At 59.6% G+C, this 13,917-nt stretch carries 12 protein-coding genes; 5 read left to right on the top strand and 7 right to left on the bottom strand.

What is annotated here, in order from left to right; all coding sequences use genetic code 11:
* The first annotated feature begins 67 nt into the window (after nucleotides 1–67).
* The 4 genes from HMPREF2875_RS02480 to HMPREF2875_RS13640 all read left to right on the top strand — a co-directional run bounded on the left by HMPREF2875_RS02480 (nucleotide 68) and on the right by HMPREF2875_RS13640 (nucleotide 2,524).
* On the top strand, nucleotides 68–493 hold the full coding sequence (locus HMPREF2875_RS02480; RefSeq protein ID WP_039676080.1) for a cell division protein SepF: 426 nt from the start codon (nucleotides 68–70) through the stop codon (nucleotides 491–493).
* 147 nt (nucleotides 494–640) lie between these two features.
* Nucleotides 641–952: a YggT family protein gene (locus HMPREF2875_RS02475; protein ID WP_070669914.1), complete on the top strand. Its 312-nt coding sequence runs from the start codon at nucleotides 641–643 to the stop codon at nucleotides 950–952.
* Nucleotides 953–1,120: 168 nt separating this feature from the next.
* A complete protein-coding gene (locus tag HMPREF2875_RS02470; protein WP_070669913.1) occupies nucleotides 1,121–2,239 on the top strand; it encodes a DivIVA domain-containing protein in 1,119 nt (372 codons plus the stop codon).
* Nucleotides 2,240–2,353: 114 nt separating this feature from the next.
* Nucleotides 2,354–2,524 carry a hypothetical protein gene (locus HMPREF2875_RS13640; protein ID WP_168165556.1) on the top strand — a complete coding sequence of 57 codons (171 nt, stop codon included), beginning with the start codon at nucleotides 2,354–2,356 and terminating at the stop codon, nucleotides 2,522–2,524.
* Between the two features lie 123 nt (nucleotides 2,525–2,647).
* On the opposite strand, the gene HMPREF2875_RS02465 is transcribed toward HMPREF2875_RS13640, so the two are convergent.
* Nucleotides 2,648–3,724, bottom strand: coding sequence for an HNH endonuclease signature motif containing protein (locus tag HMPREF2875_RS02465; protein ID WP_070669912.1), 1,077 nt, complete (start codon nucleotides 3,722–3,724; stop codon nucleotides 2,648–2,650).
* A gap of 361 nt (nucleotides 3,725–4,085) precedes the next feature.
* Here HMPREF2875_RS02465 and ileS point away from each other — a divergent pair, with 361 nt between their 5' ends.
* Nucleotides 4,086–7,283: an isoleucine--tRNA ligase gene (gene ileS, locus HMPREF2875_RS02460; RefSeq protein WP_070669911.1), complete on the top strand. Its 3,198-nt coding sequence runs from the start codon at nucleotides 4,086–4,088 to the stop codon at nucleotides 7,281–7,283.
* Between the two features lie 99 nt (nucleotides 7,284–7,382).
* Here ileS and HMPREF2875_RS02455 read toward each other — a convergent pair whose 3' ends face one another.
* The 6 genes from HMPREF2875_RS02455 to HMPREF2875_RS02430 form a co-directional block, all read right to left on the bottom strand.
* Nucleotides 7,383–8,567 carry an MFS transporter gene (locus HMPREF2875_RS02455; protein ID WP_210388140.1) on the bottom strand — a complete coding sequence of 395 codons (1,185 nt, stop codon included), beginning with the start codon at nucleotides 8,565–8,567 and terminating at the stop codon, nucleotides 7,383–7,385.
* A 128-nt stretch (nucleotides 8,568–8,695) separates the two neighbouring features.
* Nucleotides 8,696–9,337 carry a GntR family transcriptional regulator gene (locus tag HMPREF2875_RS02450; protein WP_070669909.1) on the bottom strand — a complete coding sequence of 214 codons (642 nt, stop codon included), beginning with the start codon at nucleotides 9,335–9,337 and terminating at the stop codon, nucleotides 8,696–8,698.
* 127 nt (nucleotides 9,338–9,464) lie between these two features.
* A complete protein-coding gene (locus HMPREF2875_RS02445) occupies nucleotides 9,465–10,070 on the bottom strand; it encodes a metallophosphoesterase family protein (RefSeq protein ID WP_070669908.1) in 606 nt (201 codons plus the stop codon).
* A complete protein-coding gene (locus HMPREF2875_RS02440; RefSeq protein WP_070669907.1) occupies nucleotides 10,063–11,724 on the bottom strand; it encodes an ABC transporter permease in 1,662 nt (553 codons plus the stop codon). The genes HMPREF2875_RS02445 and HMPREF2875_RS02440 overlap by 8 nt, the downstream gene beginning before the upstream one ends.
* 34 nt (nucleotides 11,725–11,758) lie before the next feature.
* Entirely contained in the window at nucleotides 11,759–12,835 is a 1,077-nt protein-coding gene (locus HMPREF2875_RS02435) for an ABC transporter substrate-binding protein (protein ID WP_070669906.1), read from the bottom strand.
* Nucleotides 12,836–12,867: 32 nt separating this feature from the next.
* Nucleotides 12,868–13,860: an ABC transporter ATP-binding protein gene (locus tag HMPREF2875_RS02430; protein ID WP_070669969.1), complete on the bottom strand. Its 993-nt coding sequence runs from the start codon at nucleotides 13,858–13,860 to the stop codon at nucleotides 12,868–12,870.
* Nucleotides 13,861–13,917: the final 57 nt, after the last annotated feature.

Below are 13,917 nucleotides of genomic sequence, written 5' to 3'. Positions count from 1 at the left end.
TGGCATCGCAAAAGCGCATTTCAAAGACACTAATCTCACAGAAAACTAGGTCAGAGGGAGACCCAGAATGTCACTGATTGATAGGACCAAGGAATTCTTCGGGCTGGGCCCGATGGACATGGACGCCGACGACGCCTACTACGCCGACGAGCGCACCTACAACGCTCCGTCGTACGCAGCACCGTCCTACGACAAGCAGGAAGAAGAATTCGTTCCGACCATCGTGGCCCTGTCGCTCGTCTCCTTCGATGACGCCGCCAAGGTTGGCGGCCCGTTCCGTGATGGTGACGCCGTAGTCTTCGAACTCACCGATGCCGACCGTGGCTCCGCCAAGCGCTTCGTCGACTTCGCAGCTGGCCTGTGCTTCGCACTGGAAGGCCGTATGAAGAACCTCACCAAGGGTGTTGATACCAGCCGCAAGGTCTTCGCCATTGTGCCGAAGGGCGCTGACATCTCTACCGTTGAGCTAGAGCGCGCTGCGCACCTGCGCTAAGAACTTGACGCTGCAGGGCCGCCCGAACCTGCCCCTCCCGTGTTGGCTTGTGGAGGAGGCTGGAGACGGCGGCTTCATGCGTTTTCTTGCGAACCGCCGGACGGGGAAGTACCGCCTGCGGGGGTGGTTCAGATAGGCTCGGGCGATGTGAATGCTTTAGGTTCGATTCTCATTCTTGCTGTGAGCCTCTATTCGTGGATTTTGCTCGCGCGCATCGTCATCGAGATGATTCAGTCCTTCTCACGCCAATTCAACCCGCCGCGGTGGTTCATGATGGTGGCAGAAGTGCTGTTTGTCCTCACTGATCCGCCCGTTAAGGCTCTGCGTAAAATCATCCCGCCGCTGCAGTTGGGAGGCATTGCTCTCGATGTCTCGGTTATCGTACTGTTCCTGCTCTTGGCAATTCTCTCGCGACTGATCGCGTGGGTATTTTTTGGTGCTGGCGGGCTCGCAGTCTAAATTGCGGGTGTATTAAACCCTTTTGTTAACGTTGAGACTCGTGCCTGCGTTAGATAATGTGTTGATTTGGATACAATGAGTTATCACAATCCGTATTATTAATCGCATATGTACCCGGCCTCTGGACCCACTAGAGGTTTGACCGATTCGTAAGGGGAAGAGAAGTCAATGCCACTGTCACCAGCTGATGTACACAACGTCGCTTTCAGCAAGCCGCCTATTGGCAAGCGTGGCTACAACGAGGACGAGGTCGATCAGTTCCTCGACCTCGTCGAAGATGCTCTTGCTCAGTTGCAGGATGAGAACGACGACCTCCAGGCCCAGGTTGAGGATCTGAAGGCACAGTCCAAGGGCGGCGCCGGTGCTGCTGCAACCAAGGTCGATGAGGCCGCCGTGCGCAAGGACGTGGAGTCCAAGCTGCGCGCTGAGTACGAGGCAAAGCTGGCTGACTCGAAGAACGAGGTTGCCAAGGCCAAGGAAGAGACCAAGAAGGCCCAGGAACAGGCCAAGGCAGCTCAGGCTCAGGCTCAGTCTTCCCAGGCTCCGGCTGCTCAGCAGCAGGACAATTCCGCAGAGCTCAAGGCCGCCCGTGAGGAAGCAGCCGCCGCGAAGCGTGAACTTGAGGCCTCCAAGCGCGAGCTGGAGAACACCAAGAAGGAGCTGGAGTCCGCCAAGAAGAACTCCAGCGCCTCCACCGCTGCCGCCGGCATTGCCGGCGCTGGCGCTGCCGAGACTGCGGATAGCCTGGCTACTCCGGAGACCCACATGCAGGCCGCTCGTGTTCTGGGCTTGGCTCAGGAAATGGCGGACCGCCTTACCAACGAGGCCAAGGCAGACTCCGAGTCCATGTTGGCCGAGGCCCGCACGGCTGCAGAAAAGCAGCTTGCTGAGGCTGATTCTCACTCCAAGGCTCAGTTGGCTGACGCCCAGAAGCGTTACGACGCACAGCTGCTGGATGCCGACAACCGTTCCAAGAAGCTCGTCGCTGACGCAGAGACCAAGGCTAAGCAGACTGAGTCTGATGCCACCTCCCGCGCTGAGGCTCAGATCCGCCAGGCTGAGGAGAAGGCAGCAGCCCTGCAGGCTGACGCGGAGAAGAAGCACACCGAGGTCATGAACACGGTCAAGCAGCAGCAGACTGCTCTCGAGGCCCGTATCTCCGAGCTGCGCACCTTTGAACGCGAGTACCGTACCCGCCTCAAGACGCTTCTCGAGTCCCAGCTTGAGGAGCTGGAGTCCCGCGGCACCGCGGCTCCGAACGGTGAGGCTGGCAAGGCCAACAACTAATCTGTGGCTAATGACTGAATCAACGGCGTCCCGCACAGGACGCCGTTATTCTTTTGGTAGGCCACCGAGGCCTCCGGTAGACACAAGACCAGTTTTCGTTGGAGAGGAGCGACGATGCTCATTGGCGCATTGGTTCTGGCGTTTGTAGCTTTCTTGGCTTTCGTGAACTACATCCTTACCGCCGCTGACTGGTCCCTGTACCTGCTGTTCATCTCTGCCGGCGTCGGCACCATTCTTTTCATCACCGATACAGTGGTGAAAATACGCCGCAAGCACGACGAGTAGCCCTCGGCCTCAAGGGGTTCCTGAGGCAGAGGGCTCCTGCGGTGGAGGGCCTTGGGCGGAGAGCTTCTGTCGAATAGTGACACGGCCCGAGCCTAGTGGCCACCGCTGCTAGGTGGCCCAACTCTAGGTGCCACCGCTGTCCGGCGGTCCAGTTGCCCTCCTAGTCGCCTGCCGTGGCGAAGGCGGTGGGAGAGGACCGAAGGTGCGCTTTACCGTCCCTTCAACCCGGGCCATCCGCCCACGCCCTGGCGGAGCATTGGGGTTATCTTGATTGACTCCGTTGTGGTACGGACACAACATCACGAGGTTCTCGGGATTGGTATAGCCGCCGTTCTTCCACGCGATGATGTGGTGCACTTGGCACTCATCGGCGGGCTTCATACAGTCATTCCATGCACAGACCGGAAACTCGGCCATAGCCATGATGCGCTGTTTGATGCTAGCGCTCCGCTCCTGCCGATAGAGGTTCACAGGTCCGCGGACGGGGTGAAAGAGCGTCGCCAATGTGCCGTCAAGGTCTATTTCACCGGAGATCACCTTGTTGACATACTCCGCACCCGTCATTGTCGCGCCATTGGTCATACGCAGCGTAACTTCCTCACCATCACCATTGAGAATCTGCGTCAACGCATCCAAGGGGACAAGGATATTGGTCTGCAGTCCTTTGCGTGGGGCCGCGCCATGAAAGAAGGCTTCCTGGATGGATTCGATAGGACGTTGCTCATCGACGGCGTCGTTAAGCTCAGCGATGACATGTGAAGGGGCTGTAATCGCCATCGTCCACAGCGAGTTTCGCCGGCGATATACCGTGACACCTGCCTTGGGTTGTGACGGCTTCGAGAGCTCTTTGAGCTTCTTCTTGGCCAGAGCTTCCATCGCCAACGTATCAGCGCTCGTGCGACACAGCTCAAGGCGCATCTGCCACCCCAAGGCCAGTGTCCGAGCTTTGCGTGCATAGCGGTCAATGACGTTGAGTGTGGGCAGAGAATGGCCGCGCTGGCGGGCTGCAATTACGGCGTTGCGTTGCATGCGAGTCATTGCAGTCGTGCCAAAGAAGCTCGAGTGCAAGCGCACCAATTCCTTGGCCGTTTTATCGGGTGATCCGGCAGCAATGAGATCCGCTTCAGACATGCCTTCGCACCCGGCGACGACATCAATGCCGGGCGCTAGGGCGTCAAGAAAAGTCTGAAGTGCGTTCATGATTCTGAAGCCTAAGGCTCACTGTGATCAGCCCGCACTAGAAAAAATGTTCCTGTGAATAACCTTTTCACCTGAGCATCGTGGGCACACACGGGTTTCTATTTCGGGATCTGGGGAACCTGTGGCTGTGAAAACTTGACCCCTCGGTTATACTCTGGAGCTACATGCAGTGAGCCGGCTATCACCGGGGAGCATTCCGGAAGAACGTGAGGCGCGCGAGCGCCGCATTATTAGAACCGGGCGGGTAGGGACCGTCATCTCCTTCACACAACGAAGCGGGACGCCTCGGCGTCCAAGCGGGGTGGTACCGCGAGCCGCAAGGCGCGTCCCCGTCACAGCGAACGAGTGAAGGAATTTTCAGATGAGCAACAACCCTACGAACGTCGGCAGCGTTTATCCCAAAGTCGATATGACAGCTGGGTCCTCCCGCTTCCCCGACATGGAGCAGGAAGTCCAGAAGTACTGGACGGCCGACGATACTTTTAAAGCCAGCCTCGAGCAGACAGAGGGTTGCCCCGAGTACGTCTTTTATGATGGCCCGCCCTTTGCCAATGGCCTGCCGCACTATGGCCACCTGTTGACCGGTTACGTCAAAGACATCGTCCCGCGCTACCGCACCATGGCCGGCAACCACGTCCCGCGCGTCTTCGGCTGGGATACCCACGGCCTGCCGGCGGAGCTGGAGGCAGAAAAGCAGCTCGGAATCACCGATAAGGCCCAGATCGAGGACATGGGCCTAGAGAAGTTCAACGAATACTGCGCCAAGTCCGTTCTGGAGTACACCGATGAGTGGGAAGAGTATGTTAACCGCCAGGCTCGCTGGGTGGACTTTGAAAACGGCTACAAAACCATGGACTTGGAGTACATGGAGTCTGTCATGTGGGCGTTTAAGGAGCTCTATGACAAGGGCCTGATCTACCAGGGCTTTAGGGTTCTGCCGTATTCCTGGGCTGAGCACACCTCGCTGTCCAACCAGGAAACACGCCTGGATGATTCTTATAAGATGCGCCAGGACCCGACCCTGACGGTGACTTTCCCAGTGGCTGGTGCGGTCGAGGGAAGCGCTGCGGAGAAGACGTTGGCAGATCACGCCGAGCTTGCCGACGCCTCCTTCCTCGCCTGGACCACCACCCCCTGGACCCTGCCATCCAACCTGGCTTTGGCGGTCCACCCGGAGGTCGACTACGTGCTGTTTAAGGCCACCGAGGGCGACTTTGCTGGCCGCACCTTCATCATGGCCGAAGCGCTCACCGGTACTTTGGCGAAGGAGCTGGGTGAGGCGGAGGTCCTCAAGACGTTCAAGGGCGCGCAGTTGGAGGGCTTTAAGTACCAGCCCATCTTCGATTTCTTCCCGGATGTCGAGAACGCGTATCAGTTACTGCTCGCGGATTACGTCACCACCGAGGATGGCACCGGTGTTGTCCACCAGGCTCCGGCCTTCGGTGAGGACGATATGATCACCTGCCAGAAGTATGGCGTGGGACTGGTCATCCCAGTGGATGAGGATGGCAAGTTCACCTCGCAGGTACCGCCGTATGAGGGCCAGCTGGTCTTTGACGCTAATAAGGCCATCATCAAGGACCTCAAGGCAGCTGGCCGCGTGGTGCGTCATGTGACCATTGAACACTCCTACCCGCACTCCTGGCGCTCCGGCGAACCACTCATCTACATGGCGCTGCCGGCATGGTTCGTCAAGGTGACCGAGTTCCGCGACCGCATGGTGGAGCTCAACCACAACGAGATTGAGTGGTTGCCGGAACACATTCGCGACGGTCAGTTCGGCAAGTGGCTGGAAGGCGCTCGCGATTGGAACATCTCCCGTACCCGCTACTGGGGCGCGCCGATCCCGGCGTGGATCTCCGATGATCCAGAGTACCCGCGCGTGGATGTCTATGGCTCGCTGGATGAGCTGGAGCGTGACTTCGGCGTGCGCCCGACCAGCCTGCACCGCCCGTACATCGATGAGCTGACCCGACCGAACCCGGATGATCCGACGGGCAAGTCCACGATGCGCCGCGTGCCGGACGTGCTGGATTGCTGGTTTGAGTCCGGCTCGATGCCGTTCGCGCAGAAGCACTACCCGTTTGAGAATAAGGAGTGGTTTGAGACTCACTCGCCGGCGGACTTCATCGTGGAGTACTCCGGCCAGACGCGCGGTTGGTTCTACCTCCTGCATGTGCTGTCCACCGCGCTGTTCGACCGCCCGGCGTTCAAGAAGGTCGTTGCCCACGGCATCGTTCTGGGCAACGATGGCCTGAAGATGTCGAAGTCCAAGGGCAATTACCCGAACGTGAACGAGGTCTTCGACCGCGATGGTTCGGATGCGATGCGCTGGTTCCTTATGTCCTCGCCGATCCTGCGCGGCGGCAACCTCATCGTGACCGAGCAGGGCATCCGTGAGGGTGTGCGCCAGGCCATCTTGCCGATCTGGAATGCTTACACCTTCCTGCAGCTTTATGCTTCCCAGGAAGCGAAATTCGATGTCAGCTCCACCAACGTGCTGGATCGCTACATCTTGGCCAAGACCCATGACTTGGTGAAGAACACGAATGACGCACTGGCGAATACTGACATTGCTTCGGCTACCGAAGAGGTTCGCCTCTTCGCGGATGCCTTGACTAACTGGTACGTGCGCCGCTCCCGCGACCGTTTCTGGGAGGGCGAGGAAACCCACGCGGAGGCTTTCAACACCCTCTACACGGTGCTGGAGACCGTTTCTCGCGTGGTGGCTCCGCTGCTGCCGCACGTGGCTGAGGTCATCTACCGCGGCCTGACTGGTGAGCGCTCTGTGCACTTGGCTTCCTACCCGAAGGCTGAGGACTACCCGGCTGATCACGACCTCGTGGCAGCGATGGATGCGACCCGTGCGGTGGCCTCGGCGGCGTCGTCGGTGCGCAAGTCCAACAAGCTGCGCAACCGTTTGCCGTTGCCGAAGTTGACCGTGGCGATGCCGGATTCGGCACGCCTGGCGGACTTCAAGGACATCATCCGCGATGAGGTCAACGTCAAGGACGTTGTGCTCACTGATGACGTTGATGAGGTCGGCACCTTCGACGTGGTGTGCAACGCGAAGGTGGCGGGCCCGCGCTTGGGCAAGGACGTGCAGCGCGCCATCAAGAACCTCAAGGCGGGCAACTACGAGCGCGAGGGTGACGAGGTTGTCGTTGACGGCGATATCCGGTTGAGCCCAGAGGAGTACACCGAGCGCTTGCAGGCAGCGAACCCGGAATCCACGGCACGCGTGGACGGCGTAGACGGTCTGGTTGTGCTGGATACCGAGGTCACCGAAGAGCTCGAGGCCGAAGGCTGGGCCGCGGATGTCATCCGAGGACTCCAAGATGCCCGCAAGGCCGAAGACTTTGTGGTGACTGACCGCATCACGGTGGTCCTCTGCGTTCCCGCAGAAAAGGAAGAGTGGGCCAACCGCCACCGCGATCACATCGCGGCGGAGGTGCTGGCCGTCGACTTCACCGTGACGACGGAGGCACTGCCGAGCGATGCTGGCCAGACGGTGCATGACGTCCTCAAGGGTGTCACCGCGACCGTGGCCAAGGCCTAGAACTTGGACAGCAGGGCGCAGCTGACCATGCGCTAAATATCGAGGAGAAAGGCTCCACGTCCCGGTAAGGGGAGTGGAGCCTTTCTTGTATTCGGAGAGCTAACGGCGAGCACCTGGCAAGTGTGCGCGCCACGCCATGACGACGTTGATGAGGCACAGTAGAGCGAGGACGCTACCAATGATGAAGAGGTTGGTAAACCCAATGTAAGGCGCCAAGGCGCTGAAGGCCATGGGGATGAAGAAGCCGGTGTAGGAGATGGAGTAGTAGACGGCGGTCAGGCCAGCAAGTTCACGTTCTCCTGCGATCCGCTGAACCTCAGAGAGGCCTGCGACGAGTGCGAGACCGTAGCCAGCACCCATCGTGGCTGCTGCGGTGATGCCCAGAGGCAAAGACAAGGTATGAGCGGCGAAAGCTGCGAAGATTGCTCCAACGGTGATAACGGCCATGGCGATCGCAGAAGCACGAGCAGATTTGTGTGTATCCACGATACGGCCGAGCATTTGCACGCCAACGCCGCAGCCAAGGGTGATGACGGTCATGAGACCGGAGAATGCGATGGGGGCGTTGCCGGCGGAGTCGGACAGCAATTGCGGCAGCAGAGCATAGGCAGCACCCGCACAGCCAAAGACCCAGGGGGCCACGGGCATGACAACGCGCACGAAGCGCCTGTGAGCGGCCGTCGGAACGTGGAGCATCTGGAGCATCTCGCGGACGGTGAGATCCAGGATGGTCATCTTCACAGTGCCATGGCTGGGCTGGCGGGTTTCCGGAGTGCGAAGAATCCAGATAGCAGTGACAACGGTGAGCAGCATATGGAGGATATATGCAGTGTGAGTCGGCCACGGACCCCACTGCGCCAGGACAGAAGCGATGCCCGCGCCCACGAGGAATCCCGCAGTCAAGCACAGTGATGCCTTGCGTGCACCGGAGGCCGGGTCACCACCGGCACGGGTAATGAGCTCAGTAATCCACGTTGAACCCACAGCCATGACCAGGCCCAACGCCATGCCGCATAGAACACGGCCCAAGGCAATGATGAGAGGTTCCTCGGGAGCGATAGAAAGAAGGAAAGAACCAGCAAGAGAGAGCGGAGCGGCCGGAAGCAGCATCGGGCGGCGGCCGATGAGATCAGAGAGCGGCCCGCCGATGAGCAACGCCGGAATAATGCCGACAACATACGCCGCGAGGAGGCCGTTGACGGTCACTTGAGAGAAGTGGGAGGTCTCGCGGTACATGACGAGAAGCGGCGTGAATTCATTGCCGCCCCAGGCCACAGCGACCATGGAGCCAGCAACGGGGAACCACGCGCGTGACGAGAGCGCGCCCTGGGAAGAAGACACGGTGGAGTCGGATGAGAGAGCGGAGTCGCTAGCAGATGCGTCGACCTCCGGGTGCGAATGTGCGGAGACAGTCACAGTTGCTTCCTTGAAGAGTTGAGGTGAGATTCGAGTTCGGTGAGGTAGGTGTCGAGGTGGCCGGCGCGGAGGGCGTCGGCCAGCAAGGCGTGCTGGGCAACGAAGGTACGTGCGCGCTCAACGCTGCGCCCCACGGCCGTGGCGGTGAAACGTTGTTGGCGCTCGCGCAAGGTGTGTCCCAGATTGGCCAGCAGACGGTTGCCACCGTTGTCCATGATGGTCTGGTGGAATTTCGCGTCGAGCCTGGCATAGGCGCGTAAGTCGTCCTTGTCGAGCGCGGCATGTTGTTCCGCAATGGTGGCGTCGAGGACATCGGCGATGAGGCCGCGCTCCTCGGCTGGTAAAGAGCAGATATGACGGGCAGAGTGCTCGTCGACGAGCATGCGTGCCTCGTACACTTCACGAATCTCGCGGGGACTAATCGGTACCACGAGCGCGCCACGCTTGGGGTAGAGCTTCAAAAAGCCTTCTACCTCGAGGCGGAGGAAAGCTTCACGCACCGGGGTACGGCTCATCCCCAGCTCTGAGGCGAGGGCAGCTTCGGAGAGCATCTCCGAGTCACCAACCTCGTCATCGATGATGCGGCGCTTGAGGTGTTCGTAGGCGCGTTCCGCAGCGGGAACCTTGTCTTTCTGCATGCATACATGATGCATGCATGCGGCATTCAAGATCTAGCGCAAACGCCAATTCGTGAGGCATCGATCACGCGTAGGACAAGTGAGAGCTAGTTCTCCGAATATCGAATGTGGCTAGGTGGGAGACGTGTTAAAGACGAGTGACGGAGGCGGTGGGGACGTCGTAAAGCACTGCCTCGCCCATGCCAACCCAACCGATAAAGGGATTATCCTGAAGCACGTGCGGAGTGTGGACATGGCCGAGAATCCATGCGTCGAAGCCACACGCCTGTAGTTGATTGGGCGTCGTGGGCAAGCACACGCCTTTTGAGAACTCACCAGTCGCTGACGAATGCAGCAAGCCTAGGTGCGGCTTGTCGCTCTGGCGAACTGGAAAGGTGAGCGCGCGGGGATCGGGGTCTGTGGCCACTGCGGCGGTGACAACGATTGCACCCGCGCACTGAAAGGCATGAACGTCGGTGGGATGAACCGTCACAGACGAAGGGAAGCTGAGGTCATGGTGGACGTCGTGGTTTCCGGAGACGAAATGGGCGTCGTCGAAAAGCTCGACTGCGCGGGCCATGACCTGCTGGGCCTGGGGGACGTAGGTATCTGTGTCGGCCGTACGGTCAATGATGTCACCGAGACAGATGCAGGCATCCGCGTCCGTGGTCTCCAGGACGTCGAGTGCCCACTCTATGCCCGGCGCGCCAGGCCTGCCAAGGTGAAGATCCGCGAAAATGAGAATGCTAGCCACGCGCCCGCCGTCCCTGCCACCAGGTGATAAGTACGAGCACGACGGTGGAGGTGCCTACACCGATGAGCGTCATGGCCATGGCTTCTGCGCGATGTCCTTGGTCAAATTGGTTCATAATCCAGGGCGCGAGGAGATTGAGCTGGCTCGGACGGATTAGGGAGGACATGACGAGCTCGCGGAAGCCCACAAAGAACGCCAGCAGCCAGCCGGCGAAGATACCCGGGGCGAGCAGGGGCAAGGTGATGCTGCGCAACGTGTGGGAGGCAGAGGCGCCAGACACGGCAGCGGCCTCGTAAACCGTGGGGGAGACTGCGCCGGCGGAGGTCTTGATGTTCTGCACCGCCATGGGCAGGAAGAGAACAGTGAAAGCCATGACGAGGATGATCATGGAGCCATAAGGTGTCCAGGGCAACCACGGCGCGTTCCACAGGAGAATGAAGCCAATGGCAAGCACAATGCCGGGAACGGTATCGGGTGCCACAGCAAGGAAGTCCGTGACACGGGCGCTGACCTGCTTGGTTCGCTGGGTGAGCAAGGTGACCGCAATGCCGAGGACCACCGCCGTTGTGGCACCGACTGCACCGAGTGCGATGGAACGCAGCAAGGCTTCCTGGGCAGAAGGCATCTGTAGGACGATGGCGAAATAGTCGAAGGTGAGGTTCTGAGGCGTTGGCGGCGCGGAGCGCAGAATGGTCATTGCTGCCAGGGTGATGGAAATATACGGGATGAGCACCGAGCAGGCAATGATGAGGAAAGTAACGGCGCCGCCAAGGGCCTTGCCTACAGCGCCAATGCGGAGCGAGACCTGGCGGGATACGCGTCCACCACCGGTAAGGTCGCGCCGCGAGACCCATTGCTGGAAGGCCCATGCACCCACGCCAAGTGCAAACAGCACAGATGAGGAGGCTGCTGCATCGGAGAAACTCAGCGGGTCGATGGTGACGTCTTGGTAGATGGAGGAGACGAGGACTGTAAAACCGATCGCATTTCCCAAGGTAACCGGGGTGCCAAACTCGCCGGCGGCCTTGATGAAAATGATCAATGCGCCCAGTGAATAGGGGCCCACGACGGTGGGCAGGATGATGCGACTAATTTGTTGCCACCGGCTGGCGCCGGCGACTTGAGCCATTTCCAGAGAGGATGCGGGAATTGAGGTCAGACAGTTGCGCAGGATGAGATAGAGGAAGGGGAAGAGCTCGCACGCCATGATGAAGGCCATGCCAGGAACCGAGTAAATGGCGTCGTGCGCGAGCTTGCCGACGGTATGCCCGAAGAGCAATTCGGAGACTCCACCGCGGCGGGTGAAATCCATCCACGCCATTGCTGCGGCAAAAGGCGGGGTCATGAAAGGAATCATGATGGCGATTTCTATCCAGTTCGCTTTAGAAAAAGGCGTCCACGCGCGCAAGAAGGCTAGCGGGGCGGCGAACAGAGTAGAAAAGACCACCACGAGGAGGGAGAGGACGACAGTATTAAGCAGGACCTCTCCCATGCCCGGCTCCACAATCTTGTGGAGAGAAGAAGGCTCATCGCGGTACCCCACCACAGCGCTGATGAGCACCGATACCAATGGCGCAGCGACAAGCACGAGCAGCACAAGGAGTACTGCATAAATGCCAAAAGTGCGCTGAGGGCTACGGGTAGTGGTGCTCATGAGGTGGGGTTACTCCGTGGTGAGAAAGAAGAGGTTACTTAAGGTAACGCTCAGCGAACTTTTCCTTGACGTCCTTGGAGGAGGAGGCGATGCCGTCAAGATCCTCGTTGAGGGTCTTAATCTCCTCCAGCTTCGGACCGTTCTTCGGGGCGATCTCGGTGTTGGCCGGGATCATGTTCTTGGAAGCAGAAATCTCCTGCGCCTCATCGGAGAACATGAAGTCAACAAAAGCCTCGGCAGCGTCCTTGTTATCGGTGGTTTTGAGGATCATGACCGGGCGCGGGGTGACAGTAGTGCCGGAGGAGGGGATAACAACCTCAAGCGGCTCGCCCTTGGCCTGAGCAGAGTATGCAGAGTAGTCCACGCCGCCCATGACGATGCCACGGGAGCCGGAGGTGACCTGGTCCAAGGCTGGACCGTTAGCGCCCTGGACAATCATGCCGTTGTCGAAGAGCTTGTCAAAGAGCTCCCAGGTTTTGTCTTCGCCCCACTGGTCCACCATGGCGGCAATGAGGTCAGCGGCGGTGCCGGATTCGCGTGGATCCGGCATAATGACCTGATCCTTGTACTTTTCGTCAGCGAGGTCCTCCCAGTCCTGCGGGACGGAGTCCACCACGTTGGTATTGGTCACCAGCGCAAGCGCGGAGCCATCACGGCCGGTAAAGGTGCCATTCTTAGATACCCAGCTGGAAGTGATCTTGTCAGCACCTTCCGGGGTGTACTCCTCCAGAGCGCCGGCCTTGTCCTGCTTGGATGCTGCGGACCAGGAAGCCAGGTAGACCACGTCTGCCTGCGGGTTGGCCTCTTCAGCCTTGAGCTTGGCGGTGATTTTTCCGGTGGTGTCGGCGAAGACGTTGACCTTGACATCGGTCTTTTCCTCGAAGGCTTCGACGAGGGCGTCGGTAAGGCCCTGCGGGTTCGCAGAGTAGTAGTCCAGCTCGCCGGACAGGCCCTCCGGGGCTTCCCAGGCCTCGGCGGTGGTCTCGGCACCGGTGTTGTCGGCAGAGGATGCGTCGGTGGAGTCAGCGGAATCAACGGAACCGCAGCCAGCCAGAGCTAGGGCGGAAGCAGCGGTGGCAGCGAGGGCGAGAGAAAGCTTCTTATACAGCATGGAGAATCCTTAAAAGTAGAAAACAGATGAGTTTAGTACGCGAGACGTACCTTCGAACCACGTTCGACTCGGGAGCGGCTGTAAGCCACCCAGGGTTCGTCAGCGCCCTCGACATCGCAGTGCAACTCGTAGCGCCCGCCGATGTACTGAGCAGTGCGGACGACCCCGTCCACGTGGTGCGGGAAAGACCCGATGTCTTCCTCCGCGCCAAGGACAGTGAGGTTTTCCGGACGGACGTCGGGAAGCCCAGCGCGGCGGTTCATGGTGCCCACGAAGCCGCCGACGAAGGGAGTGGCGGGGGAATCGTAGAGGGTAACAGGATCGGCGAACTGTTCGATGACGCCGTCCTTCATGACGACGACTCGGTCCGACATGGACAGCGCCTCGGACTGATCGTGGGTGACGTAGATGACCGTGAGGCCCAAATCGTGAGCAAGCGCGGTGAGCTCGGCACGAATCTGAACACGCAGGGCAGCGTCGAGCGCAGAGAGTGGCTCATCCATGAGAAGTAGCTGCGGGTTGGACACAAGCGCGCGGGCGATAGCTACGCGCTGCTGCTGGCCACCGGAGAGCTGATTGGGGCGAGCTTGAGCTTTCGGGGTAATACCGACCATGTCCATGCACGTGCGCACTCGTTCGGCGCGTTCCGCAGACGACAGCTTGTTTCCCGCGGTCGTGAGGGGAAACTCGATGTTCTTTTCCACGGTCATGTGTGGCCACAACGCCAGATCTTGAAACACCATGGACAAGTTACGCTTATTCACCGGAACGTTCGTGTGGGGGCCGAACATTTCTTTACCGGAAAAGGTAATGGTGCCGGCATCAGGAGTTTCGAGGCCTGCGATGCAGCGCAGAAGCGTGGACTTTCCACAACCGGAGGGGCCGAGGATAGAGATGAACTCGCCGGAGTTAATGACGAGGTCAGTGGCATGGAGACCGGTGTTGTCCGCGAACTCGCGCTTAATGCCGTTGATGACCACGTGGGCTTGGGAGGCAGGGTGTTGGGGCGAGAGCTGAGAAGTCACGGCGGAAAAGGTTAGGGGGAGAAAGTAAGCGGATAGGGGCATAAAAGTTACGAAGTT

The organism is Corynebacterium sp. HMSC078H07 (assembly GCF_001812805.1).
In the GTDB taxonomy this organism is placed as follows: domain Bacteria; phylum Actinomycetota; class Actinomycetes; order Mycobacteriales; family Mycobacteriaceae; genus Corynebacterium.
The sequence above is the reverse complement of the archived record's forward strand: the minus strand, read 5'-3'. Positions and strand labels throughout refer to the sequence as shown.

Bases quoted from the DNA above. Each gene is read 5' to 3' on its own strand.
- HMPREF2875_RS02480 (WP_039676080.1), top strand. From the start codon at position 68: ATGTCACTGATTGATAGGACCAAGGAATTCTTCGGGCTGGGCCCGATG.
- HMPREF2875_RS02470 (WP_070669913.1), top strand. From the start codon at position 1,121: ATGCCACTGTCACCAGCTGATGTACACAACGTCGCTTTCAGCAAGCCG.
- HMPREF2875_RS13640 (WP_168165556.1), top strand. From the start codon at position 2,354: ATGCTCATTGGCGCATTGGTTCTGGCGTTTGTAGCTTTCTTGGCTTTC.
- HMPREF2875_RS02465 (WP_070669912.1), bottom strand. From the start codon at position 3,724: ATGAACGCACTTCAGACTTTTCTTGACGCCCTAGCGCCCGGCATTGAT.
- ileS (WP_070669911.1), top strand. From the start codon at position 4,086: ATGAGCAACAACCCTACGAACGTCGGCAGCGTTTATCCCAAAGTCGAT.
- HMPREF2875_RS02455 (WP_210388140.1), bottom strand. From the start codon at position 8,567: ATGGTCGCTGTGGCCTGGGGCGGCAATGAATTCACGCCGCTTCTCGTC.
- HMPREF2875_RS02450 (WP_070669909.1), bottom strand. From the start codon at position 9,337: ATGCAGAAAGACAAGGTTCCCGCTGCGGAACGCGCCTACGAACACCTC.
- HMPREF2875_RS02440 (WP_070669907.1), bottom strand. From the start codon at position 11,724: ATGAGCACCACTACCCGTAGCCCTCAGCGCACTTTTGGCATTTATGCA.
- HMPREF2875_RS02435 (WP_070669906.1), bottom strand. From the start codon at position 12,835: ATGCTGTATAAGAAGCTTTCTCTCGCCCTCGCTGCCACCGCTGCTTCC.